This window comes from Clostridium autoethanogenum DSM 10061 (assembly GCF_001484725.1).
GTDB lineage: Bacteria > Bacillota > Clostridia > Clostridiales > Clostridiaceae > Clostridium_B > Clostridium_B ljungdahlii.
The window spans coordinates 1,891,251-1,914,628 of sequence record NZ_CP012395.1 but is presented as its reverse complement, the minus strand read 5'-3'; the positions used below and the strand labels follow the sequence as shown (position 1 = coordinate 1,914,628).

The window sequence follows — 23,378 nt, the reverse complement described above, 5'->3', positions numbered from 1 at the left end:
AGATAAGTTCAATAGATTTAGGCATATTTGCTTATAATTTTTTATATAAAAGGGCAAAATTATAATAACAAATAAGAGTATAGCATAATATTAATATATAGTCTATATAGCGGATAATATACAATATTCTGAAGGCGTATAGACGATTAAATTTAAGGCATTTTTAAAGAAATAGCCATCCAGTCAGTATACTAGTCTATTTTCTTTTAAATGCCTAAAAGAGGAGAATTTTCTTTGAAGGAAAGAGCAGTTAGTAAATTAAAGGAATTTATTTTTAGATTTATACAAGATGATGTATTAGCGCTGGCTTCACAACTTGCATATAGCTTATTATTTTCTATTTTCCCTTTTTTGGTATTTTTTATAAGCCTTATAGGGTATAGTGATATAAGTAGTAATGATATATTGCTAATTTTAAGTAATGTATTGCCTAAAAATGCACTGGAATTAATAGAAAATACGGTAATTAAAACTGCTAATAGCAAAAATATTGAACTTTTATGTTTAAGTTTAATTCTTACATTATGGGCGCTATCAGGAGGATTCCATGCTGTTATAAAAGGATTGAATAAAGCATATGATCAAAGAGAAACTAGATCCATATTTAAGATATATATTATATCTATACTATGCACACTAGGAGTAACGTTGATAATATTATGCACTTTATTGTTTTTAGTATTTGGTCAAATGATTGGAAGTTTTTTAGCTTTTAGGTTAGGGCTTTCCGAAGGATTTGGATTTTTATGGAATATATTACGATATGTGATTATATTTTTTGGAACTATATTAATATTTGCAGCAGTGTATATTTTTACCCCAAATGTAAGGCTTACTTGGAGAAAGGTATTACCTGGTGCTGTTTTTTCAACTATAGGTATCGTAATAGCTTCTATGGGTTTTGCCTTTTATGTAAATAATTTTGGAAATTATTCTAAAATTTATGGAAGTATAGGAGCTGTAATAATCCTTTTAACGTGGCTTTTTATTCTATCTACAATAACTATTTTAGGAGGAGAATTTAACTCAGTATTATTTAAAAGAGAAAAAAATAGATTTTAGCTGTGTTTTTCGTGTATCAGCACACTTGCTTGTATAAATTTTCTAAAGCTGTATCAAGTGATTCTTAGGTTTAGATGGAGTTCTTATAGTTATGACTTTCTCCAGCTGAACCTTATAGAAGATGGTGGTGTCAGTAATGGTAACCATAGGACAAAAAAGTTTTATATAAAATTAAAAATATTATTGACAAAAATTTAGGTAGTTGTATAATATAAATATAAATCATAGTAAAACACTCAAGAATACTTTGAAAAAGAAAAGTAACTTAAATTAAATTTTGCAGAGAAGAAACAGTTGGTGAAAGTTTCTAAATTAAGTTTAAGTGAAGTGCCCTTTGGAGTTATGTGGTCGAATTAATAGTAGATTACATCGGATTCACCCGTTATAGTGATAGAACATAGCGCTGTGTTCGATTAAGAGTTGGATTTTTTTAAAAATCTAATTAGAGTGGAACCACGGAGTATAAACTTCGTCTCTATATAACATATAGAGATGAAGTTTTTTTAATTTCAAAGTAAAATTTCATGCTTAAAATATTAATTTTTATATAAAATTTTGGGAGGTATTAAAATGATATTTACTAATGCTATAGATATGATAGGTAATACACCTTTGTTTAAACTTGATAATTTTAAAAATGAGGACGCAGCTGATATATATGTTAAACTTGAAAAATTTAATCCTGGTGGAAGTATTAAAGACAGAGCTGCCCTTGGTATGGTTGAAAGAGCTGAAAGAGAAGGACTTTTAAAAAAGGGTGACACAATAGTGGAGCCAACTAGTGGTAATATGGGTATAGCTCTTGCAATGATAGGAAAATTAAAAGGATATAAAGTTACAATTGTAATGCCAGAAACTATGAGTGTAGAGAGAAGAAATATGATAAAGGCTTATGGTGCAGAATTAGTTTTGACAGATGGAGCTAAAGGCATGAAAGGAGCTATAGAGAAATCCTATGAAATTGGTAAAGATAAAGAGGGGTACTATATACCACAACAATTTATAAATACTGCTAATCCTAAAAAACATTATGAAACTACAGCAGAGGAAATTTTAAAGGATTTAAAAGATGTAGATGCTTTCGTAGCTGGTGTTGGTACTGGTGGAACAGCAATAGGAGTAGGAGAAAACTTGAAAAAGCACAATAAAGATGTAAAGGTAGTTGCAGTAGAGCCAGCAGGTTCACCAGTTCTATCAGGAGGTAAAACTGGTGCTCACAAAATACAAGGTATAGGAGCAGGGTTTGTACCTGATATCTACAAATCAGAAATTGTAGATGAGATCATAACTGTAACAGATGAAGATGCTTTTAAATATGCTAAACTTATGGGAAAAGAAGAGGGAATACTAGTTGGTATATCCTCAGGAGCTAATATAGCTGCAGCAATTCAAGTGGCAAAAAAACTTGGAAAAGGTAAAAAAGTAGTAACTGTAGCACCAGATGGAGGAGAGAAATATCTATCCATGGGATTATATGATTAGTATGTAATTCAATAAATTCACAGTTCACAATTTTGGTGGATTTTTATTTGCTAGGGTTATGAAGAATCTAAAAACTAAGTAGGATGGACGTTAAATTTTTAAACTTTCTATGGTAACATAAAAATCATCTTAATTGTGGATTGTGCATTATGAATGGATTACTTAGCATTATTTTTATGTTAAGTCAAAATTTGAGCAATAAATTTGAAAGGAGAAAACAATGAGAAACCCATTTAAGCTATTAGCTTATGATATTAAAAATGCTATGAAAAATGATCCAGCGGCTAGGAATCCGTTAGAGGTTTTTATATTATATCCTTTTATTCATGCTTTGATACAGTATAGAATAGCACATTTTTTTTATAATAAGAAATGTTTCTTTATTGCTAGGTTAATATCACAAATTGCTAGGGGTTTAACTGGAATAGAAATACACCCAGGGGCTAAAATAGGAAAGGGATTATTTATAGATCATGGCATGGGTGTTGTTATAGGTGAAACTGCAGAGGTTGGAGATAATGTAACGCTTTACCATGGAGTGACTTTAGGAGGAACAGGAAAGGATACAGGAAAAAGGCATCCTACAGTAGGGAATAACGTATTTATAGGAAGTGGAGCAAAACTTTTAGGGCCAATAGTTGTAGGCGATAATGTAAAAGTAGGTGCAAATTCAGTAGTTTTGAAAGATATACCAGCAAATTGCACTGTAGTAGGTATACCAGCTAAAGTAGTTAAGGCTGAGAGTAATACTGTTATAGAAATAAAAGACTATGCAGGAAGAAGAAAAAAGATATATAATGAAATGATAATATAATTTCTATAATAAGCAGGTGAAAGGTTTGAACTATAAGGAAGATATATTGAGTTACTGTAATAAGATTGGATTGAATACTGTAGGATTTACAAAATGCAGAATATTCACCGAATTAAAAGATAGTTTCAAATATAGAAAAGAAAATTTGCTTGAAAATGAATTCGAAGAAAAGAATATTGAAAATAGAGTTAATCCATATGTGTATATGGATGGGGGAAAGACAATAGTATCCATTGCCTTTCCCTATTTATTTGAAAAGCAAGATGAGGAAAATGTAAGCTTTTCTCTATATACTAGAGGAAAAGATTACCATATAGTAGCACGTTATTATTTACAAAAAGTGTGTAATTTTATAAAAGGTTTAGGGGGAAAAGCCGTATACTTTGTAGATAGCAATTCCTTGCCTGAGAGATATATAGCTTTTCAGTGTGGAATAGGGTTTATAGGAAAAAACAATATGATTATTACAGAGAAATATGGATCTTATGTTTTTTTAGGAGAAATAATAACTGATATAAAAGTAGAAGCTGATATCCCACTAGATAGTAAGTGTGGCAGCTGTAGTTTATGCCAAACATCGTGTCCTACAGGCGCTTTGCTTGGAGATAAAAATTCTAATATATGTATGTCATATATAACTCAAAAAAAACATATAGATAATAAATGGTTTTTACAATTTCAAGGAAGATTATTTGGATGCGACACTTGCCAAAAAGTATGTCCGTATAATAGTAAGGTTGCTTTTTCTAATATACAGGATTTTAAACCTTTTGATTTTATGAATAGAGTTGATTTAAATGAAATTGTAGATATGGATAAAAAAGAATTTACAGAGAAATACAAAAACACATCCTGTGGATGGAGAGGTAAAAATATTATTCAGAGAAATGCGCTTATAAATATGCTTACATTAAATAAAAGTATTAATTTGGAATATAAAAACATAAGATCTACCTATGTAAGAGATTATTATGATAGACTTTTACAGGTTTTAAAATTATAATTTATATTAGAGAGGTACATTTAAAAAAGTATACCATATATAAAAGGAAAGGTGGATTTATTTATGATTTCTCCATGGATGGTCAAGCTAATGGGACATCTCCCTAAAGGACTTCTAGCGTATATTTCAAAAAAAATATTAGGTGGTTACTTAAATAGATGTGCAGATATAAAAGTAAAAGGCATTGAAAATCTAAATGAAGTGGAAAGACCTGTAATATTTATCTGCAATCATTTAAGTAATTCTGATGCTCTTGTATTAAGTAGAGTACTTAAATCGGAAAACCTGACTTTTGTAGCAGGTAAAAAATTGAATCAAAATTCTTTAACTCAGCTTGGTATGTGTATTACAAAGACCATCAATATAAAACCAAATAGTGCGGACAAGGATGCTATATCTAAAGTTATAAAGACCGTAAAAAGTGGTAATAATATACTTATGTTTCCTGAGGGAACGAGAAGTAGAACAGCGAGCTTAGCAAAAGGAAAAAGAGGGGTAGTTTTAATACAGAAACTAACTAAGGCTGCAATTCTTCCTATTGGTATCTCTGGTACTGAAAAACTTTTACCTATAAGTGACAAGGATATGGCTCTAGAAAGTTTTCATAATGCAGAGGTAAATGTAAACATAGGAAAGCAGATAGATATACCGCCCCAAGATAAAGGTGAAAACAAACATGTATATGAAGACAGAATATCAGATTTATTTATGAAAAAAATAGCAGAACTTTTGCCTGAACAATATAGAGGAGTATACAAGTCTTAACGAAGGTGATAAAAATTGGATAAACAAAATATAGATAATATATTGAAAGTACTGAAAGAAACCTATCCAGAAGCTAAATGTGCATTGAATTTTGGATCTCCTTATGAATTGCTAGTGTCCACTATGCTTTCAGCTCAATGCACCGATGTAAGAGTGAATAAAGTTACATCAGAATTGTATAAACAATATAATACCCCTGAAAAAATGATATCTCTAACAGAGGAAGAATTAGGAGAAAAGATAAAAAGCTGTGGCTTTTTTAGAAATAAAAGCAAGAATATACTTGCAACTAGCAGAGAACTTGTTGAAAAGTATGATGGAGAGGTACCACATACTATGGAACAATTGATAGAACTTCCAGGAGTAGGCAGAAAAACTGCGGATGTTGTTTTATCAAACGCCTTTGGAGTTCCAGCAATTGCAGTGGATACTCATGTATTTAGAGTATCAAATAGACTTGGAATTGCAAAAGGGACTACTCCTCACAAAGTAGAAATGGAACTTATGAAAAATATACCTAAAAGTATGTGGAGTGATTCACATCATTATTTAATATGGCATGGAAGGCGCATATGTAAGTCAAGAAAACCTGATTGTGAGCATTGCCCTCTAGCCCCTTATTGTGAATACTTCAATCATCCAGAGGAAACTAAGTCTTGAAGTTTAGAATTTACATAGAGTTTCTAAGTAAAAGTTGAATATACAGAGGATATGCTGACAAATTTCATCACCATAAAAACTTTTGATAAGTCTATAGTTCGTATTTTGAAAATCTAAAGAAGCTTAGATAAACTCGTACCTCAGACATATCTAAGCTTCTAAGATTTTCAAAAAATACGAATCTAAGACTTATAAGAAAAGTTTTTAAGTGTGATTTCAATTTTGTCAGAATATCGTCAAGTATATTTTAACTTTTAGTTAGAATTTGTACATATAGATAGTTAACTCTACAATTAAACTTATCCAAATTGCCAGTTTGATTTAAATGCTAAAGTTATAAATACAACCAAGATTTACAATCTATAGTGGTTCTAACTAAAAAATCAGCTTATGTGTAGGCATATCTTTACAATAAGCAAGTACATTTAAATATTTTGTATATAAGTCTTAGTGGAAAATTCACAAAAAAACTTAGACCTTTTGAATTGTTTGAGGTACGAGTTTTCAAAAGGTCTTAGATTTTTGTAAATTTTCTGCTTAGACTTATCAAAATATTTAACGTACTTGTGGTTGTAAAAATATTCGGAGCATAAGTTGATTTTTCGTTTAGAAACTCTATGAGTTTATAATGTGTCTTCTTATCAAATCGAGAGCAGTCATAGTTGCTCTTTGTCTTACTACATCTCTGCTGCCAGAGTATTGGCACTTCTTAACATAAGTCTTTCCATTTATATAAAGTCCTATATATACTAGACCTACAGGATTTTCGTAAGTACCGCCGCCAGGACCTGCAACGCCTGTAGTAGCTATGCCTATATCGGTATTTGCTGTTTTAGCTATACCTTCTGCCATTTCTTTTGCAGTTTCAGAACTAACAGCAGTAAATTTGTCCAGGGTATCCTTTTTTACTCCTAGTCTTTTCATTTTGGCCTCGTTGGTATAAGTGACAGCACCTTCTTTAAATACAGCAGATATGCCAGGATAATTTACAAGTCTTGCTGCTATTAGCCCACCAGTACATGATTCTGCAGAAGATATAGTTAATTCTTTATTTATCAATAATTTCCCTATAACCTCTTCCATAGTGTCATCATTTTCACCATATATATTTATCCCTAGTTTTTCTCTAATTTTAGATTCTATAGGTTTTATAAGCTCTACAGCTTCTTCTTCTGTATTTGCCCTTGCAGTAATTCTAAGTATTGTATCATTTTCTTTTGCATAAGGAGCTACAGTGGGATTTACACTATTGTTTATAAGATCTGAGACACTCTCAGCCATAGAACTTTCGCCTATACCACAAACTCTCAGTGTTTTAGATTTTATTACTCCATTACTGTACTTTTTTAAAAATGGTACTACATAATTTTCAAACATAGGCTTTGCCTCTTTTGGAGGACCGGGAAGTATTATTAAAATTTTGCCATTTTGCTCCATACAACATCCAGGAGCCGTACCATGTGGATTAGGAAATATAGAAGCACCTTCAGGAAAGTAAGCTTGCTTTATATTATTGCCTTCCAAATTTGATTTCCCCATCTTCTTAAAATAAGATTCTAATTGGGTAAGTGAATTTTTATCTAAAATCATTTCCCTGTTAAAGTATTCAGCACCAGTTTCTTTAGTTAGATCATCTTGTGTAGGTCCAAGTCCTCCAGTTGTAATTATGATGTCAGTTCTTTCAAAAGATTTCCTAAACTCATCTAAAAGTCTCTGAGGATTATCTCCCACAACAGATTGGTGATACACTTCTATACCAAGATCAGCTAATCCTTTGGAAATAAATTGTGCATTTGTATTTACTATATCTCCAAGTAAAATCTCTGTACCAACGCATAATATCTCAGCTTTCATTTATGTACTCCTCCATATTTAAGTATATTTAAAAAACAAACATACTTTCATGATAGCATAAAAGTTATGTTTGTTTGTTACAAATTAGTAATAATTAAATTAATAATTTTTATATATAAAAGCTATTACTCTATAGTATAATAACTATGTGAAAGTGAAGAGGTGATAATGATGAGTGGAAAAAGAAAGACTAGGAAGTCAAAGAGAAAGTCAGGCGGAACATTAAAAATACTAGGTTTAGCTGCTTTAACTATTTTTTTGAGTATAAGCTGCGGATTTATAGTTTACCATTATAATGATGTAAAATACTGGGATAACTTAATTTATCCTAGAGTTTCTATAAATAATACGGATCTTTCTGAAAAAACTAAAGATCAGGCTAAAAGTATAATGAGCAGCGAATATTTAAACAAATTTCAACAGAAACAAATCACTATAACTGCAGGAAATAAAAGTTATGAATTACCTTATTCGAGTTTAAGTTTTACGTACAACTTGGATGATACGATAAAGTTGGCCTATTCTTATGGAAAAAGCAGCAATATATTTAAAAAATATGAATTATTAAAGAATCCTAAAAATGTAAACTATAATTTGAAATTTTCTTATAATACCAAAGTTATAGATAATATGGTAGATAAAATTGCAAGTGAAGTTGATACAGAACCTGTGAATGCATCTCTTGAGATGGGAGGAGTGAAGTTTTCAGTAATACCACAGAAAGATGGGATTAAATTAGATAAAGAAGCTTTGAAAAAAGATATTGAATCTAAAATAGATAATAATTCAGATCAGGATTTAACTGTAAAAGCGGTACTCAAAACTACTAAAGCTAAAATAAAGGAAGATGATCTTAAACCTGTGGACACATTAATATCTAGTTTTAGTACAGCCTATGGCGGCATATCTTCTGGTGAAAGAGCAAATAATATATCACTTGCTACTAGCAGCATAAATGGACATGTAGTAATGCCAGGAGATACTTTTAGCTTCAATGATGTTGTAGGTCAGAGAACTGCAGCCAAAGGATATGAGGCAGCTCCTGTTATTATTGGAGATAAAGTGGAGTCAGGACTTGGCGGTGGAATATGCCAGGTATCTACCACGCTTTATAATGCAGTTGCTAAAGCAGGACTTACATCTACGGAAAGGACTCATCATACTATGCCTGTTCATTATGTCCCTGAAGGAATGGATGCTACGGTAGATTACGGAAACATAGATTATAAATTTAGAAATGATTTTAAATATCCTATATACATACAAGGTTATACTTCAGGTGGTAACATAGTATTTAATTTATATTCCAATTCTTCAGTATCAAAATAGAAGTTACGTATTAACTTAATTAAAAAAGTATGCTATAATAGATAAGTAATTTGTGCGGATATGGCGGAACTGGCAGACGCGCTAGATTCAGGTTCTAGTGAGGGAAACTTCATGCAGGTTCAAGTCCTGTTATCCGCACCAAAGTCAATGGTTAACAGTATTAATTAAATTTTAATATAAAAATTTTATACACTAGAACTTAAAGAATTATTTGAGTGACTGGTGTATTTTTGTCTTATAATAGAACTTTGAAGTAGCAGAGGATGTTGATATGTAAAAGCTATGGGGTACAAAAATAACTAATTTTCTACAAAATATTTACTACTTGTCCCAAAAGTTATAAGATTATAGGAGCAGATATTTTGTAGAGGAGATGGGAAAATGGAAGGTACGGATGATAAATTAATTCAAGTTGGAAGGTTTTATCAAAAATTAAATGATATAATTGGTTCAAATTTACCATTACAAAAAATATATCGCTCCAAAGGACTTCCAGCCCATTTAATAAAGGAAAAACATTTTAATTGTTTAAAACATATAGATGATATATCAAATATCATAAAAAATCCTGATTATGTCGGGATAAATCCAAATGAAAAAGGAGATACTGTAGAATTAATTAAAGTACTTGATAAAAATATCCTAGTTGGAATAAAGTTAGATGTTGATGAAAATTATTTATATGTATCTACAATGTATGACATTCAAGAATCAAAGCTTCGTCGAAGGTTACATAGTGGAAGAGTTAAGAAATTTATTATTGACAAAAATAAGTAAAGAATGTATAATAATTGTGACAAGTGAATATGATAATTATAGGATTATTGAGGTCGGAAATGGTTCCCGACACACTCGAAAGAGTACCTGAGATGATGGATACACCGCCCATCCGATAATCCAAGTGTATATAAGACCTCTGATTGATTTTGGGGGCCTTTTGCTATGCTTAAATTTTTTTGAATTAATATGTAGTGTCAGTTAAAAATTTTAAGGAGCTTGTATAAATATAGATCAGGATTAAATAGAATAGTATATCACATTTTGCTGTGATATACTAAAACATAAATATACATCAAATAAGTTCTAGTGAGAAGCTTATGGATGTTTAGTTTATTTGCATCATGATGTTATGAAAGGTGGAAAAAATATATATGTATTTTTCAGATTTATTTGAAAATGACCAACCAGTTGTATTTTTATAATCCAGGATGAAGGTTGAGTGTTTGTTTAAAATACCTTCTCATAGGCGTTAACTTATATAATTATAAGAAGATGGAGGTATTTAAGAATGAAAAAAAGATTGATTGGATCAATGTGCTTATTCTTAGCAGCTTGTATATGGGGTGGAATGTATGTAGTTAGTAAATATATATTGGAATTTATTTCTCCAATTACACTTGTGTGGATTAGATATGCAATTGCTTTTGTAGTTTTATTTTTAATACTTATGTTTTTTAATTATAAAAAAGGACGTAAGGTAGTTATAAAGAAGAAGGATTGGCTTCTCATTGCATGGATAGGATTTATAGGGTATTTTATTTCTATATGTCTCCAGTTTATGGGAACAAAATTATCAGATGCTCATATGGGATCATTAATTACAGCATCTACACCTGTATTTGTGATTATATTTGCTAGATTCATACTTAAGGAGTTATTTACAAAGAAAAAAATGATTTCTCTTATACTTGCTACCTTTGGTGTCATCATAGTTATTGGATTGGATTCCATGTTTATGAAACATCTTTTAGGAAATATAATTCTTGTTGGAGCTGCTGTGACTTGGGCGCTAGCGTCTGTTTATTTAAAAATAGTATCTAAACGATTTAATTCACTGATTATAACTACATATGCAATGCTATTTGCTTTAATCTTTACCACTCCACTTATGCTCACACAGCATAACAATTTTACCTTAATATTAAATAACAGAAATCTTATACTTGGGATTATCTATCTTGGAGTTGTATCTACAGCAGGAGCATTTTTTTTGTGGAATAAAGGTATTGGACTTATGGATGTAGGAATTGGATCACTATTTTTATTTTTTCAGCCTGTTACGGGTTCAATTTTTGGATGGCTCTACCTCCACGAGCAGCTTACATTTGGCTTTTTTATAGGTGGGACACTTATAGTAATAGCAGTGATTATAGCTATCACAAAAGAGGATAATTGATGAATTGAAAATGCTGTTACATGGCTTTTTCTTGTAACAGCATTTTTTTTATAGTAGTATATATTTCATTCCAATTTAATATCCTGGTGATGTTTTGATTTAAAGGAAGGCGGTTGTAGTTTGTGTCTACTAGTAGTACTTTAAAGTTACTTTTAGATAATTCAATGGCATTTTCATAACTATCTTCTATAAATATGTCACAGTTTAAACTTTTAGCTGTATCTACTTTATGAGTAGAACCAAGAACGTAAACACCATCATAAGGTATTTCATATTTATTCAAGTATTTATGTGTTATAATTTCCAGACATTTTTCACGAGCAGTTACAAAATAAATATTATTTAATTTTGCCAGTTTTTGTGTAACTTCTACGGCATCTTTTCTTATTGTCTCTTCAGTATGAAGTTTAAATTTAATTTTATTGTAAAAATTTATATACTCATCTCTTGTTATTCCAATAATTTTATGAAGTTCATATTGGGTTACTTTATCGGCAGTTATACTCTTATTAAAGTATTTATTGGCACTTTCTATCCAGTAATATGGGTCTGTAATTGTTCCATCAATGTCTATACATATATTCATATTTTTGATACCTCCTATAACAAATATACTAATATATAATTATTAATAGCATATTAAAACAAAATTAAATCTGTGTAAAAATATAATTTGCTAGAAGAATAATATTAACTGGAATATTAAGGAAACAAATGATATAATGTACATATCATAAAAAACAAAAAAGGGACAGTGATATTATGAGAATTGACAGCAGAAAAAAGCTAATGTTTTCCTGCATTTTTTTAATTTTGATAATGTTTATTTTTGTAAAAAATATTAAAATATTGAATCAAGTTAGCTCTATGAAGGTAGCTGCATCTCCTGTAGTTAAAATGTCAAATAATCATAGTTCATCTAAAAAGTATCGTATAGTACTTGACCCTGGTCACGGAGGAATAGATAGAGGGACAAGCTATGGAAATATGAATGAAAAGGACTTAACTTTAAAGATAGCAAAGTATGCTGAGTCTTATTTAAAGAGTCAGGGAGATGTAGTATTTTTGACTCGAGATAAGGACAAGCTGGTACCACTTAAAGAAATAGGTAATAAAACAAATTCTTATCATGCAGATGTTTTTGTTTCAATTCATGTAAATTCTTTAAATGATAAAAACTTTAATGGAATAACTGCATTATATTATGATGTGAACGGATATCAAAAATCTGAAAGGATAAGATTAGCAAAGACAATAGAAAGTCAGGCAGTAAAAAATGATGGTTGGGAAAGTAGGGGTATAAGAAGACAAAATCTAGCAGTACTAAGATATAGTAAAATACCTGGGGTACTTATGGAATGCGGATTTATAACTAATGATGAAGATAGAAAAAGGTTGTCAAATGATGATGTATTAAAAAGACTTGCAAAAAATATTTCAGATGGCATAATAAAATATTTAAATGAAAATCCTCAATGATCGTCAATATAGGTATTACTAAACAAAAAATCAAACTTATACTACGGATATTTTTTACAAACTTCAGTTCATTAAATATTTTGATAAGTCTAAGTAAAAAATTCTAAAAAAGCGAAGAACTTTTGAAAACTCGTACCTCAAACAATTCAAAAGTTCTAAGTTTTTACGAATTTTTTTCTAAGACTTATGTACAAAATATTTAAAAGAACTTCATTATTGTAAAAATATGCCTTCGTATAAGTTGATTTTTAAGTTAGAATACACATATAAATCTACATATGGATCATAAAGTTTAAAATTAAATCTATAATTACTTAAAATTGCTATTGAAAAGTTAATCTTAAATAATCCACAACTGTGGATAGATTCCATGAGGTACGAAGGAAATCGTCATTATTTGAACTTTGATATTTGGACTTTAAACTTTTTTAAAACTTTGCAGCATTGAATTCTAATTGTAGAGTTAAAAGTATGCTCTTTACTGAAACATCAATATGGAGTAATATATTTAATAGGACTTTTGAACTAATGAGTCCATAAACTTAAAGAAATTATTATTTATATTTTATATGTTGTAATAGAGGAGGAAATAAAATTGAGTTTAAATATAGTGTTATTTCAGCCTGAAATACCACAAAATACAGGGAACATTGCTAGAACATGTGTACTTACAGGATCCAAGCTCCATCTGATAAAACCTTTAGGTTTTAGTTTAGATGAAAAACATTTGAGAAGGGCAGGTCTTGACTATTGGAAGTATCTCGATTTAACTTTATATGATTCTTATGAAGAGCTTAGAGAAAAATATAAAGGTGGTACTTTTTATTTTTCCACTACTCATGGAAAAAACTTTTATCATGAAGCCAAATTTAAAGACGGTGATTTTATAGTATTTGGAAGGGAAACCTGTGGTTTGCCAGATGAAATAAGAGACAGTGCCCCTGAAAAATGTATAAGAGTTCCTATGATAAAAACAAGCACTCGTTCCTTAAATTTATCTAATACCGTAGCAATAGTTGCCTATGAGGCTTTAAGGCAGATAGACTTTCCGGATATGAAATAAGGAGTAAGCTATGGAAAAAATAAAGATAATAACAGATAGTACAGCAGATTTACCTGAATATATATTAAAAAAGTACGATATAGAGGTACTTCCTCTTATTATTAATTTTGGTGAAGAATCTTATAGGGATGGAATTGATATAGATATTTATACACTTTTTAATAAAATGGAAAATAGCAGTATTTTTCCTGCAACGGCTCAAGTAAATCCACAGGTGTTTTTAGATTGTTATAGTTCTTATATAAAAAAGGGTTATAAAATAATTTCTATTCATCTTTCATCAAAAATGAGTGGTACTTATCAATCTGCATGCATTGCCAAAGAAACCCTTAAATCAGAGGATATAGTTGTGATAGATAGTATGAATGTAACTTCTGGACTTGGAATTCAAGTTATTAAGGCTGCAAAATTAAAAGGAGCAGGACTTGGAATAAAAGAAATAGAAAATGAAGTTAAGAAAATTTCTCCCCATATAAAAAGCACTCTTGCTTTTAATAGCTTAGATAACCTTGTAAGAGGAGGACGTCTTTCTAAAACAGCTGGAGTTATAGGAAACATTTTGGGCATAAAGATAATAGTCGAAGTGAAAGATGGAGAAATGTCAGTAGTTGACAAGGTAAGGGGAAGCAAGAAAGTTCTTAGAAGTATGTTAACTTACCTTGATCAAAGAGGAATAAAAAGTGCTGAAGATTTGATATTACTTCATGTAGGAGAAGTGGATATATTGGATTCTCTGAGGGAAAACTTAAATGAGAAAAAATTAGATTTTATAGAATGTGAAGTAGGATGTACAGTTGGGGTACATTCGGGATCAGGAGCTTGTGGAGTATTTTTCGTAGAGGATTATTAAGATATATGTAAAGCCTGCAATTTGTAATTTAAGCATTGTAAAGTATTTCATGTATATTACAAATTGCAGAAAAAATAAACGAAATAAAATTTTTTACAGCTTCATGATATAATAAAATAAGGAAGCTGTTTTTTTAGTAAAATGTGAGAATGGGAGGTATATAAAAATGAACATGGATTTTGGACTTAATTTAACTCAAGAACAAAAGTTAATCATGACTCAGCAAATGCAATTATCTATAAAAATGCTTCAGATGTCAAGCTTTGAACTCCAAGAATATATAGAAAAAGAGTTCCAACAAAACCCTGTCCTTGATGTTAAGGAACCGGACTCTACTGAGATAGAAAAAGACAAATTGGATTATAAGGAAATTATAAAGAGTCTTAATTCAAATAATTTTAGTCATCAAAGCTATCAAAAAAGTGACGAAGAAGAAGTGTCTCCTTTTAACTTTATTTCTCACAAAAAGTCCTTAAAGGAATATTTAAAAGAGGAAATAATGGGCTTAAATGAAAAGGATTACGTTAAATCTATATGTTCCTATATTATAGAAAACATAGATCATAGAGGATATTTAGTTATAGAAGAAGGGGAAATAGAAAAAGACCTTAAGATTTCAACAAAGCTTGTAAAGTACTGTATAGGTATAATTCAAACTTTAGAACCTTATGGAATAGGTGCCAGGAATTTATCAGAATGTTTGAGGATACAGGCAAGACAAAGAAAAGTAAAGGATGAAAATATATTTATAATAATAGACAAATATTTAGAGCTAATTGCGGAAAATAAGTATAATGTTATAGCAAAGAATATGGGGATAAATGTGAAGCAGGCTCAGGAATATGGTGATATTATAAAAACTTTTGATCCAAAGCCCTCTAGGGGATTTTATACAGGAGAAGATGTAAAATATATAATTCCAGATGCTTATATAGAAAAAATTGGAGACAAATACTATATAATTATGAATGACGATTTAACACCAAGACTAATTATAAATTCAGTATATAAAGATATAGTTGAAAACCAGGAGGACAAAGAAGCTGCAGATTATGTAAAAGAAAAATTAAATAGTGCAGTATTTCTTATAAAAAGTATACAACATAGAAAAAGTACTATATATAAAGTGTTACAAAAGATATTGGATTTGCAAAGGGATTATTTTGATTATGGAGAAAGATATTTAAAACCAATGACTCTAAAGGATATAGCAAGTAGCATGGACATGCATGAATCTACTATAAGCAGGGCTATAAGGGATAAATATATATATACAAGTAGGGGAACAATAAAAATAAAGGACTTATTTACTACAGGAATATCAAAAGGGTTTGATGGAGAAGATGTGTCTGTATTAATTATTAAAAAGAGTATTGAAAAAATAATAAATGAAGAAGACAAGAAAAAACCTTTATCTGACCAACAAATATGTGATTTAGTTAATCAACAAGATATGAATATTTCTAGAAGAACTGTAGCAAAATATAGGGAGGAGATGGGTATAAAATCATCAAAAGGGAGAAGAAGATTTTAATATTCTCCCTAATATTTATAATTGTTGTTAAATTTTTTTCATATTCCTATTTAAAAAATCATTCATATGTTTTATAATATAGGTGGGACAATTAATAATGTAGTGGGACTGATTTTGACCAGGGAGGCACAGCAGTGGAAGATGTACTTAAATTTGAGCAGAGAATAGTACCTGAATTGGTAAAACTATTAGAGAAAAGATATAACATTTTAAGGACTATATACTATAACCAACCTGTGGGAAGGAGAGTATTAGCCAATAACCTAGGTATAGGTGAGAGAATTGTTAGAACTGAAATAAATTTTCTTAAAGCTCAAGGCTTTATTGAAATAAACACTCCTGGTATGACTATAACGTCAGATGGAGAAGAAATTATAAACAAACTTAAGGATTTTATACATGAACTAAGGGGATTGTCTAAGATTGAGAAATTTATAAAGGATAATCTGGATTTAGAAAATATCATAATTGTTCCCGGAAATTGTGATGAAGATATAACTGTGTTAAATGAAATAGGAAGAGCTGCTGCAAGTTATCTTAAGAATGTGTTAAAAAGTAATGATGTGATTGCAATTACTGGTGGATCCACTATAAAAGAAGTAATTGATAATATGCCTAAAGTTTCTAACATAAAGGATATATTAGTTGTGCCAGCTAGAGGTGGCATGGGTAAAAATGTTGAAACTCAAGCAAATACGCTATCTGCCAGATTAGCAGAAAAATTAGAAGGTAATTATAAATTACTCCATGTTCCTGATAACTTAAGTGGGAATGCGTTAAAGGCAATTATTGAGGAAAAAGATATACAGGATATATTAAAAAGTATATCGAATGCAAATATACTTATGTACGGTGTAGGAATGGCTTGTAAGATGGCAAGAAGAAGAGGATTACCAGAAGAAAAGATAAATAAGATCCAGGAAGATGGAGCAGTAGGCGAAGCTTTTGGATGTTACTTTGATAGAAATGGAAATGTAGTATATTCTACTCCAAGCATAGGAATAGTAAATGAAGAAATAGGTAAAATAGAGATATTGATGGCTGTAGCTGGAGGAGGTAGTAAGGCTGAGGCTATTCTTGCTACAGTAAGAAATAATCATAATGGTATCCTTATTACAGATGAAGGTGCTGCTAGGGAAATTGTTAAATTTATAAAGTAAACACAATATATTATTTTAAAATAAATATTTAATTTTTTAGGAGGAATTATAAATGGTTAAGGTTGGAATTAATGGTTTTGGAAGAATAGGAAGGAATGTATTTAAAGCATTAGTAAAAAGATATGCTAATGAATTACAGGTTGTAGGTATCAATGATTTAACTGATGCAAAAACATTAGCTCACTTATTAAAATATGATTCTTTATATGGCAGATTTGATGGAACTGTAGAAGCAAAGGAAAATTCTATAGTTGTAAATGGAAATGAAATAAAAATATTTGCAGAAAGAGATCCTAAAAATATAGATTGGAATTCATTAGGTGCTGAAATAGTTATAGAATCCACTGGACTTTTCACAGATGCTACAAAAGCCAATGCACATTTGGGAGGATCAGTTAAAAAAGTTCTTATATCTGCTCCAGCTAAAAATGAAGATGCAACAATAGTTATGGGAGTTAATGAAGAAACTTATGATGCTTCTAAACATAATATAATTTCAAATGCATCTTGTACTACAAACTGTCTTGCACCATTTGCTAAAATATTAGATAGAGAATTTAAGATAGTAAAGGGACTTATGACTACAGTACATTCATATACAGGAGACCAAAGACTTTTAGATGCTCCTCACAGAGATATGAGAAGAGCTAGAGCAGCTTGTGAATCTATGATTCCAACTACTACAGGAGCAGCAAAGGCAGTTGCACTTGTACTTCCTCAATTAAAGGGAAAATTAAATGGATTTTCTCTTAGAGTACCTACACCTACAGTATCATGTACAGACTTAGTTGCAGAACTTTCAAGAGATGTAACAGTAGAAGAAGTAAATGAAGCATTCAAAAAAGCTGCTGAAAGTGATATGAAGGGAATATTAGGATACAGTGATGAACCTTTGGTATCTGTAGATTATAGAGGAGATGAAAGATCTTCTATAGTGGATGGACTTTCAACTATGGCTATAGGCGGAAACATGGTTAAAGTTGTTGCTTGGTATGATAACGAATTTGGATATTCAAATAGACTAGCAGATTTAACTAAATATGTTGCCGACAGACTATAATATTATAGGGCCTGGTTTTGTAGTTTTGGCTATGAGGCCGGGCTTTTTTACTACAATAATTTTAAAATCAGTTGTATAATGTTACCGTGAAATAAATTTATAAAGGAGTTGGGAACAGATATGGCTTTTAATAAAAAGACAATTGAGGATGTAGATGTAAGTGGAAAAAGAGTACTTGTTAGATGTGATTTTAATGTTCCACTAAAAGATGGAAAGATAACAGATGAGAATAGGATTATCGGTGCACTTCCAACTATACAATATTTACTGGAGAAAAATGCAAAGGTTATACTTTGCTCACATCTTGGAAAACCAAAGGGAGAGCCAAAACCAGAAATGTCACTGCTTCCAGTTTCAAAAAGGCTTTCAGAACTTTTAAAAAAAGAAGTTGTATTTGCAGCAGATGATGTGGTAGTAGGAAAAAATGCCAGGGCTGCAGTTAAGAATATGAAAAATGGAGATGTAGTCCTTCTTGAAAACACAAGATATAGAAAAGAAGAAACTAAAAATGAAGACAATTTTTCAAAAGAACTTGCATCCCTTGCTGAAATATTTGTAAATGATGCTTTTGGTTCAGCTCATAGAGCACACTGCTCTACTGTAGGAGTTACTAAATTTTTGGATACCGCCGTATGTGGGTACTTAATTCAAAAGGAACTTAAATTTTTAGGAAATGCAGTAGAAGATCCAATAAGACCATTTATTGCTATATTAGGTGGTGCTAAGGTTTCTGATAAAATTAATGTAATAAATAATTTGCTTGAAAAGGTAGATACCCTTATAATTGGAGGAGGAATGAGTTATACTTTTTCAAAAGCTAAAGGGCACTCTATAGGAACTTCTCTGCTAGAAGAGGATAAATTGGAGTATGCCAGACAGATGATAGATAAGGCAAAAGCCAAAGGAGTAAAGTTACTTTTACCTATAGATACTGTAATAGCAGATAAGTTTGATGCAAATGCAAAACCTATAGTTACAGATGGAGTAGATATAAAAGATGGTTATATGGGGCTTGATATTGGGCCTAAAACATCTAAGTTATATGAAGAAGCTATAAAAGATGCAAAAACTGTAGTATGGAATGGACCTATGGGAGTGTTTGAGTTTGAAAGCTTTGCAAAGGGTACTTTTGCTGTAGCTAAAGCAATGGCTGAATCTGAAGCGACTACAATCATAGGTGGTGGAGATAGTGCTGCAGCTGTAAATCAACTTGGTTTTGGAGATAAGATGACACATATATCTACAGGCGGAGGAGCTTCTCTTGAGTTTTTAGAGGGAAAAGAGCTGCCAGGAATAGCGGCTTTAAACGATAGATAGAAATAAAGGGAGGTAATTTATATGAGAAAGGCAATAATAGCTGGAAATTGGAAAATGAATAAGACTGTAACTGAAGCACTGAAGTTAGTTGAAGAGTTAAAACCGCTAGTAAGTGATGCGAAATGTGATGTAGTTGTATGCCCTCCTTATGTTTGTTTAGATGCAGTTGTGAAAGCAGTAAAGGGAAGTAACATAAAAGTAGGAGCACAAAATATGCATTATGAAGAAAGTGGTGCGTACACTGGAGAAGTAGCTCCTAATATGCTTAAGGATATTGGAATAGATTTTGTAATAATTGGGCACAGTGAGAGAAGACAATATTTTAATGAGACAGACGAGTCAATTAATAAAAAAGTGAAAAAAGCTTTTGAATATGATATAAACCCTATAGTTTGTTGTGGAGAGACTTTAGAAGAAAGAGAATCAGATGTAACAGAAGAGGTTTTAGGGAAACAGATAAAGATTGATCTTGCAGGACTTGAAAAAAGTCAGATCGAAAAATTAGTTGTAGCATACGAACCAATATGGGCTATAGGTACGGGAAAAACTGCTACAGATAAACAGGCAAATGATACTATAGCTTATATTAGAAGTGTAATTGCGAAAATGTACGGCAGAGAAACAGCGGAGAAAACAAGAATTCAATATGGTGGTTCTGTGAAACCGGCTACAATTAAAGCTCAGATGGCACAATCAGATATAGATGGAGCGTTAGTTGGAGGAGCTAGCTTAAAGTCAGAAGACTTTGCAAAAATAGTTAATTACTAAATTTTATTGTATTTTGGAGGAAAAGATGAAAAAGAAACCAGTAATGCTTATGATATTAGATGGTTTTGGAATATCTGAAAAAACAGAGGGAAATGCAATTAAAGCAGCCCATAAACCTAATTTTGATAAATATTATAAAAATTATCCTCATACTGAGTTAGGAGCTAGTGGATTAAGTGTAGGTCTTCCAGAAGGACAGATGGGCAATTCTGAAGTTGGACATCTAAATATAGGTGCAGGAAGAATTGTGTATCAAGCACTGACTAGAATTACAAAGTCCATAGAAGAAAGGGATTTTTTCAAAAATGAAGCTCTAAATAAAGCCATGGATAACTGTCTTAAAAATAATTCATCCCTCCATCTTTTGGGACTTTTATCACCAGGGGGTGTACATTCTCATACGGACCATTTGAAAGGACTTCTCAAACTAGCAAATGAAAAAGGTCTAGAGGACGTATATATTCATGCGTTTACTGATGGAAGGGATGTACCTCCTTCTTCTGCTGGATCCTATATAAAAGATATGGAAAGTTACATAAAGCAAATAGGACTTGGACAGATAGCAACAGTATCGGGAAGGTATTATGCTATGGACAGAGACAATAGATGGGAAAGGGTGGAGCTTGCATATAATGCACTTGTATATGGTCAAGGAAAAAAGGCAAAGAGTGCCTTGGAAGCAGTTCAAAATTCCTATGAAGATGGTAAGACCGATGAATTTATAATTCCAACAGTAATTGAAGAACGTGGAAATCCAATTGCTACTATAAAAGATGAAGATTCTGTAATATTTTTTAACTTTAGACCTGATAGGGCAAGGCAGCTTACACGAGCTATAAATGATAAGGTATTTAAAGGATTTAAAAGAAATAATTTAAATATTGAATTTGTAACTATGACAGAATATGATTCTACTCTGGAAAATGTAGATGTAGCCTTTAAAAATGAACTACATAAAAATACATTGGGAGAGTATCTCAGCAGTAAAGGAAAGAGACAACTTAGAATAGCAGAAACTGAGAAATATGCCCATGTAACTTTTTTCTTCAATGGTGGAGTTGAAAAACCAAATGAAAATGAAGATAGAGATCTCATTCCTTCACCTAAAGTTGCCACTTATGATTTAAAGCCTGAAATGAGTGCTAGAGAGGTAACAAGTGAAGTGTTAAATGAACTAAATCAAGATAAATATGATACTATAATATTAAATTTTGCTAATCCTGATATGGTAGGTCATACGGGAAAATTTGAGGCTGCAAAAAAAGCAGTAGAAGTAGTAGATGAATGTTTGGGGAAAATTGTAGATGAAGTTTTAGAAAGAGATGGAACAGTATTTATAACAGCAGATCATGGAAATTGTGAGCAAATGACAAACTATTCCACAGGTGATCCTATGACAGCACACACTACAAATGAAGTCCCATTTTTATTTGTATCAAATAACTCAAAAGCTTTGAGACAAGATGGGATATTAGCAGATATTTCTCCTACAATACTTGATGTTATGGGACTAGAAAAGCCTTCAGAAATGACAGGTAAAAGTCTCATATTAAAAGATTAAACTTAATTAGCTGATTTTTTAAATATGTATATAAAATTAAAATAAGAAATGAAGGGAGTGAAAAAACCGTTGTTTTACATAGCGGTTAGAATTTATGAAAAATTATATAGAAATAGTAGATGTAATGGCAAGACAAATCCTTGATTCAAGATCAAATCCAACTGTAGAGGTAGAAGTTGTATTAGAAGATGGAACTGTAGGCAGATCAGCAGTACCTTCTGGTGCATCTACAGGAGCATTTGAAGCTGTAGAACTTAGAGATGGAGATACTGAAAAATATAAGGGAAAAGGTGTCTTGAAGGCTATTGACAATATAAATAATTACGTAGCAGAAGAACTTATAGGAATGAATGTATTTGATCAGGTACTTATAGATAAGACAATGATAGAACTTGATGGTACAAAAAATAAGGCTAAGCTAGGTGCTAATGCTACATTAGGTGTATCACTTGCTTGTGCAAGAGCAGCTGCTGAATATTTGGGACTAAGCTTATATCAATATATAGGTGGAGTAAACGCAAAAGTTCTTCCAGTTCCAATGATGAACATATTAAATGGTGGAAAGCATGCTGATAATAATGTAGATCTTCAGGAATTTATGATAATGCCTGCAGGCGCTCCAAGTTTTAGTGAAGCTCTTAGAATGAGCTCTGAAGTTTATCACACATTGAAGTCACTTTTAAAATCCAAGGGTTATGACACTGGTGTAGGTGATGAAGGTGGATTTGCTCCAAATCTAAAATCAAATGAGGAAGCTATACAGGTAATAGTTGAAGCTATAGAAAAGGCTGGATATACTCCAGGAAAAGATATATTTATAGCATTAGATCCTGCTTCATCAGAATTTTATGAAGACGGAAAATACAATTTAAAGGGAGAAGGCAAAGTTTTAACTCCTGCAGAAATGGTAGATTTTTATGTAGATATTGCAAATAAATATCCTATAATCTCCTTAGAAGATGGTATGGCAGAAGAAGATTGGGAAGGATGGGCATTATTAACTGAAAAATTAGGAGATAAAATTCAGTTAGTAGGCGATGACCTCTTTGTAACTAATACAGAAAGATTGAAAAAAGGTATAGATAAAAAAGTTGCCAATTCTATACTTATAAAATTAAACCAAATAGGAACTCTTACAGAGACATTAAATGCTATAGAGATGGCAGAGAGAGCAGGTTATACTGCAGTTGTATCACATAGATCAGGTGAGACAGAAGATACTACAATAGCTGATTTAGTAGTAGCAGTAAATGCAGGACAGATTAAAACTGGTGCACCAGCAAGAAGTGAAAGAGTTGCAAAGTATAATCAACTTTTAAGAATAGAGGAAGAATTAGGCGAAGTAGCTGAGTACAGAGGACTAGATGCATTTTACAATTTAAACAGAAAGTAAAAAAGGACCCGGTGTAAAAACACCGGGTTTTTTAAAAAATAGTAAATT

The 23,378-nt window shown here is 31.1% G+C and carries 21 protein-coding genes, 1 tRNA gene and 1 other annotated feature; of the genes, 20 read left to right on the top strand and 2 right to left on the bottom strand.

Annotated features, from left to right (window positions below; genetic code table 11):
* The first annotated feature begins 210 nt into the window (after positions 1 to 210).
* The 6 genes from CLAU_RS08550 (at position 211) to nth (ending at position 5,786) form a co-directional block, all read left to right on the top strand.
* Positions 211 to 1,062, top strand: coding sequence for a YihY/virulence factor BrkB family protein (locus CLAU_RS08550; RefSeq protein ID WP_029702413.1), 852 nt, complete (start codon positions 211 to 213; stop codon positions 1,060 to 1,062).
* A 238-nt stretch (positions 1,063 to 1,300) separates the two neighbouring features.
* Positions 1,301 to 1,542: a binding site (T-box leader), on the top strand.
* A gap of 90 nt (positions 1,543 to 1,632) precedes the next feature.
* On the top strand, positions 1,633 to 2,544 hold the full coding sequence (gene cysK, locus CLAU_RS08545; protein ID WP_013240528.1) for a cysteine synthase A: 912 nt from the start codon (positions 1,633 to 1,635) through the stop codon (positions 2,542 to 2,544).
* 220 nt (positions 2,545 to 2,764) lie between these two features.
* On the top strand, positions 2,765 to 3,358 hold the full coding sequence (epsC, locus tag CLAU_RS08540) for a serine O-acetyltransferase EpsC (RefSeq protein WP_013240527.1): 594 nt from the start codon (positions 2,765 to 2,767) through the stop codon (positions 3,356 to 3,358).
* A 25-nt stretch (positions 3,359 to 3,383) separates the two neighbouring features.
* A complete protein-coding gene (gene queG / locus CLAU_RS08535; protein WP_013240526.1) occupies positions 3,384 to 4,361 on the top strand; it encodes a tRNA epoxyqueuosine(34) reductase QueG in 978 nt (325 codons plus the stop codon).
* 63 nt (positions 4,362 to 4,424) lie between these two features.
* Positions 4,425 to 5,126 (top strand): lysophospholipid acyltransferase family protein, encoded by a 702-nt coding sequence (locus CLAU_RS08530; protein WP_013240525.1) that lies wholly within the window; start codon positions 4,425 to 4,427, stop codon positions 5,124 to 5,126.
* Positions 5,127 to 5,141: 15 nt separating this feature from the next.
* Positions 5,142 to 5,786 carry an endonuclease III gene (gene nth / locus CLAU_RS08525; protein WP_013240524.1) on the top strand — a complete coding sequence of 215 codons (645 nt, stop codon included), beginning with the start codon at positions 5,142 to 5,144 and terminating at the stop codon, positions 5,784 to 5,786.
* Between the two features lie 615 nt (positions 5,787 to 6,401).
* Here the strand turns inward: nth and CLAU_RS08520 are convergent.
* On the bottom strand, positions 6,402 to 7,640 hold the full coding sequence (locus CLAU_RS08520; protein WP_013240523.1) for a competence/damage-inducible protein A: 1,239 nt from the start codon (positions 7,638 to 7,640) through the stop codon (positions 6,402 to 6,404).
* A gap of 171 nt (positions 7,641 to 7,811) precedes the next feature.
* Here CLAU_RS08520 and CLAU_RS08515 point away from each other — a divergent pair, with 171 nt between their 5' ends.
* From CLAU_RS08515 to CLAU_RS08500, 4 genes are all read left to right on the top strand, one after another.
* Positions 7,812 to 8,969: a VanW family protein gene (locus CLAU_RS08515; RefSeq protein ID WP_029170071.1), complete on the top strand. Its 1,158-nt coding sequence runs from the start codon at positions 7,812 to 7,814 to the stop codon at positions 8,967 to 8,969.
* A 54-nt stretch (positions 8,970 to 9,023) separates the two neighbouring features.
* A tRNA-Leu gene (locus CLAU_RS08510) sits at positions 9,024 to 9,110 on the top strand.
* Between the two features lie 240 nt (positions 9,111 to 9,350).
* On the top strand, positions 9,351 to 9,746 hold the full coding sequence (locus CLAU_RS08505; RefSeq protein WP_013240521.1) for a PBECR3 domain-containing polyvalent protein: 396 nt from the start codon (positions 9,351 to 9,353) through the stop codon (positions 9,744 to 9,746).
* A 511-nt stretch (positions 9,747 to 10,257) separates the two neighbouring features.
* The gene (locus CLAU_RS08500; protein WP_013240520.1) at positions 10,258 to 11,145 is read left to right on the top strand and encodes a DMT family transporter; all 888 of its coding nucleotides are present in this window, start codon (positions 10,258 to 10,260) and stop codon (positions 11,143 to 11,145) included.
* Between the two features lie 16 nt (positions 11,146 to 11,161).
* Here CLAU_RS08500 and CLAU_RS08495 read toward each other — a convergent pair whose 3' ends face one another.
* Positions 11,162 to 11,740 carry a 5' nucleotidase, NT5C type gene (locus CLAU_RS08495; protein ID WP_029170070.1) on the bottom strand — a complete coding sequence of 193 codons (579 nt, stop codon included), beginning with the start codon at positions 11,738 to 11,740 and terminating at the stop codon, positions 11,162 to 11,164.
* A 167-nt stretch (positions 11,741 to 11,907) separates the two neighbouring features.
* On the opposite strand from CLAU_RS08495, the gene CLAU_RS08490 reads away from it, so the two are divergent.
* The 10 genes from CLAU_RS08490 to eno all read left to right on the top strand — a co-directional run bounded on the left by CLAU_RS08490 (position 11,908) and on the right by eno (position 23,330).
* The gene (locus CLAU_RS08490) at positions 11,908 to 12,624 is read left to right on the top strand and encodes an N-acetylmuramoyl-L-alanine amidase family protein (RefSeq protein ID WP_023162457.1); all 717 of its coding nucleotides are present in this window, start codon (positions 11,908 to 11,910) and stop codon (positions 12,622 to 12,624) included.
* A 595-nt stretch (positions 12,625 to 13,219) separates the two neighbouring features.
* Positions 13,220 to 13,687, top strand: coding sequence for a tRNA (uridine(34)/cytosine(34)/5-carboxymethylaminomethyluridine(34)-2'-O)-methyltransferase TrmL (trmL, locus tag CLAU_RS08485; protein ID WP_013240517.1), 468 nt, complete (start codon positions 13,220 to 13,222; stop codon positions 13,685 to 13,687).
* Between the two features lie 10 nt (positions 13,688 to 13,697).
* Positions 13,698 to 14,537, top strand: a complete 840-nt coding sequence (locus CLAU_RS08480; protein ID WP_013240516.1) for a DegV family protein — start codon at positions 13,698 to 13,700, stop codon at positions 14,535 to 14,537.
* Positions 14,538 to 14,709: 172 nt separating this feature from the next.
* The gene (gene rpoN, locus CLAU_RS08475; RefSeq protein WP_174377513.1) at positions 14,710 to 16,071 is read left to right on the top strand and encodes an RNA polymerase factor sigma-54; all 1,362 of its coding nucleotides are present in this window, start codon (positions 14,710 to 14,712) and stop codon (positions 16,069 to 16,071) included.
* A gap of 134 nt (positions 16,072 to 16,205) precedes the next feature.
* Positions 16,206 to 17,231, top strand: coding sequence for a sugar-binding transcriptional regulator (locus CLAU_RS08470; protein ID WP_013240514.1), 1,026 nt, complete (start codon positions 16,206 to 16,208; stop codon positions 17,229 to 17,231).
* Positions 17,232 to 17,283: 52 nt separating this feature from the next.
* Positions 17,284 to 18,291 carry a type I glyceraldehyde-3-phosphate dehydrogenase gene (gene gap, locus CLAU_RS08465; RefSeq protein ID WP_013240513.1) on the top strand — a complete coding sequence of 336 codons (1,008 nt, stop codon included), beginning with the start codon at positions 17,284 to 17,286 and terminating at the stop codon, positions 18,289 to 18,291.
* Positions 18,292 to 18,411: 120 nt separating this feature from the next.
* On the top strand, positions 18,412 to 19,608 hold the full coding sequence (locus CLAU_RS21145; protein WP_013240512.1) for a phosphoglycerate kinase: 1,197 nt from the start codon (positions 18,412 to 18,414) through the stop codon (positions 19,606 to 19,608).
* A gap of 21 nt (positions 19,609 to 19,629) precedes the next feature.
* On the top strand, positions 19,630 to 20,376 hold the full coding sequence (gene tpiA / locus CLAU_RS21140) for a triose-phosphate isomerase (RefSeq protein WP_023162456.1): 747 nt from the start codon (positions 19,630 to 19,632) through the stop codon (positions 20,374 to 20,376).
* Positions 20,377 to 20,401: 25 nt separating this feature from the next.
* Positions 20,402 to 21,937: a 2,3-bisphosphoglycerate-independent phosphoglycerate mutase gene (gene gpmI, locus CLAU_RS08450; protein WP_023162455.1), complete on the top strand. Its 1,536-nt coding sequence runs from the start codon at positions 20,402 to 20,404 to the stop codon at positions 21,935 to 21,937.
* Between the two features lie 94 nt (positions 21,938 to 22,031).
* Positions 22,032 to 23,330 (top strand): phosphopyruvate hydratase, encoded by a 1,299-nt coding sequence (gene eno / locus CLAU_RS08445; protein WP_013240509.1) that lies wholly within the window; start codon positions 22,032 to 22,034, stop codon positions 23,328 to 23,330.
* The last annotated feature ends 48 nt before the right edge of the window (positions 23,331 to 23,378 follow it).